At 72.4% G+C, this 1,972-nt stretch carries 2 protein-coding genes and 2 pseudogenes; 3 read left to right on the top strand and 1 reads right to left on the bottom strand.

Features of this window, described 5'->3' with window-relative positions:
- Together VR44_RS43405 and VR44_RS37520 are read left to right on the top strand one after the other, a co-directional pair.
- A pseudogene (locus VR44_RS43405) lies at positions 1–222 on the top strand (hypothetical protein); the annotation flags it as partial.
- A gap of 82 nt (positions 223–304) precedes the next feature.
- Entirely contained in the window at positions 305–1,180 is an 876-nt protein-coding gene (locus VR44_RS37520; RefSeq protein WP_094192173.1) for a methyltransferase domain-containing protein, read from the top strand.
- Between the two features lie 152 nt (positions 1,181–1,332).
- Here VR44_RS37520 and VR44_RS37515 read toward each other — a convergent pair whose 3' ends face one another.
- Positions 1,333–1,707: a DUF6086 family protein gene (locus tag VR44_RS37515; RefSeq protein ID WP_045952147.1), complete on the bottom strand. Its 375-nt coding sequence runs from the start codon at positions 1,705–1,707 to the stop codon at positions 1,333–1,335.
- A gap of 115 nt (positions 1,708–1,822) precedes the next feature.
- On the opposite strand from VR44_RS37515, the pseudogene VR44_RS48000 reads away from it, so the two are divergent.
- Positions 1,823–1,972: pseudogene (locus VR44_RS48000) on the top strand (transcriptional regulator); the annotation flags it as partial.

The following is a 1,972-nucleotide window of genomic DNA, read 5'->3' as shown; positions in this document are numbered from 1 at the left end:
GCCGGTGGCTGTGGACGCACAACGGATCCATCGCGGACTTTCCGCCGGCTGCACCCGGATGTCGACTACCTCCGCGAAATCTCCGACGACACCCGGATCGTGGTGTCCGAGCCGCTCGGGGATCTGCCCGGGATGTGGAGCGAGCTTCCCGAGGCGAGCTGCGCGGTCGTCCCGTCCGGGCCGGAGCCGGACTGCCTCCCCTTCCTGCCCGACCCGGGCTGACGCCCTGGCGTCACGGCTGTGTGAGGCGTTTCTCTCCCGTCGTCGTGGCGCGGACGGCCCGTGAAGGCCGACCATGGGGGGCATGACCTCCTCGCCCCGCCCGCCGCGCATCGGCGACCGACCGGATCCGGTGGGCGGTACCGCCGCGTTCGGTGGAGAGCCGGATTCCGCCCGCGGGTACCTGCTGGACAACGCGCGCGCCAAGGCGGGCGAGCGGTTCGTCTGGCTGGCCGACCTGTTCGACGGTGTGACGCGCGGGCACTTCGACCGGCTGGGGGTGAAGGCCGGCTGGCGCTGCTGGGAAGTGGGGGCCGGTGGTCCCGGCATCCCGGAGGCACTCGCGGCGGCCGTCGGTCCGACCGGGCACGTCCTGGCCACGGACATCGACCCGTCGTGGCTGGGGGCAGGCGACGGGTACGAGGTGCGCCGGCACGACGTGGCCGCTGATCCGCCCCCGGAGCCGGGGACGTTCGATCTGGTGCACGCCCGACTGGTGCTGGTCCACGTCCCCGACCGGGCGCGGGCGTTGGCCACGATGGCGGCGGCGCTGCGCCCCGGTGGCCTGCTGCTGGTCGAGGACGCGGACACCGCCTTGCAGCCACTGGCGTGCCTGGACGACAGCGGTCCCGCGCAGCGGCGGGCCAACCGACTGCGCGACGCGGTCCGGGAGCTGCTGGCGCGCCGCGGCGCGGACTTGCGCTACGGCCGGACGCTGCCGCGGGCCCTGCGTGAGGCCGGTTTGGTGGACGTCGCCGCGGCGGGCTCCTTCCCCGTCGGCGGACCGGCCTGCGACCGGCTGGAGGCGGCGACGATCCGGCACGTACGGGGCGAACTGCTCGCGGCCGGCCTGACCGACGACGCCGAGATCGACGCGCACCTGGCCGCCGTCGAGGCGGGCGAACTCGACCTGACCCTCGCACCGCTGATCTCGGTCTGGGGCCGCCGCCCGACCGAGTAACCTCCGACCCCGCCGGCGGTCGCGCCGCCCCGGCAGGCTGAGCCGTTGTCACAGGCGGCGGTTACGTTTGCCGGGGTACACGTGTCTGCGGTGCTGCGGCCCTTCGACCCGGCACCGCCCCGCCCGACACGCAGCGGAGCAGGGGCGACGTCTCAGACCGCCATGCAGCGGCCCAGCTCGCGTGACTTCTGCTGAAGGGCGCCTGCCCAGGTCTCGGCCGAGGCCGTCGGCGGCCATGTCACCTGGACGCCCGCTCGGTCCGCCAAGACCAACACCGTGGCAACGAACCCCTCGGACAGGGAGACCACGACGGCATGACGCGTGGCCCCGTGCCATGCGAGCAGGGCGTCTACGAACCCGCTGAACACGAGGGGCTCGATCCGGCACTCGTCAGCCCGCATGGGGCCGATGCCGGACGGGAGGCCCAGCTCGGCCTCGTAGAGGCTCACCTGGCGCGTGAAGAGCCGGGAAGCTCCGTTGGACGGGTTCCACAGGGTCCGGTCACCCAACGCGTAGTACTGGCTCAATGCTGCCCCCTCCTGCCGGCCATACGGGCCGCGGTTGTGCGCACATGACATCACGGGTGGCAGGGTCTCGGAAAACCTCTTGCCGAATGGTCAAGAAACGTTGTCCATTGGGGACCTGCCTACCGATGATCTTCCCGAGACGTTTCACGTCACCACGGATGAGCAGCTGCGCGCGCCGCCTCCAACCTCACCCGTCACCGCATCATGGCCGTGCTCCGCTTCGAGCCGGCGACGATCACTCAGATCGCCGAGCGGATCGGCCTCG

The organism is Streptomyces katrae, from assembly GCF_000966975.1.
Lineage (GTDB): Bacteria > Actinomycetota > Actinomycetes > Streptomycetales > Streptomycetaceae > Streptomyces > Streptomyces katrae.
The sequence above is the reverse complement of the archived record's forward strand: the minus strand, read 5'-3'. Positions and strand labels throughout refer to the sequence as shown.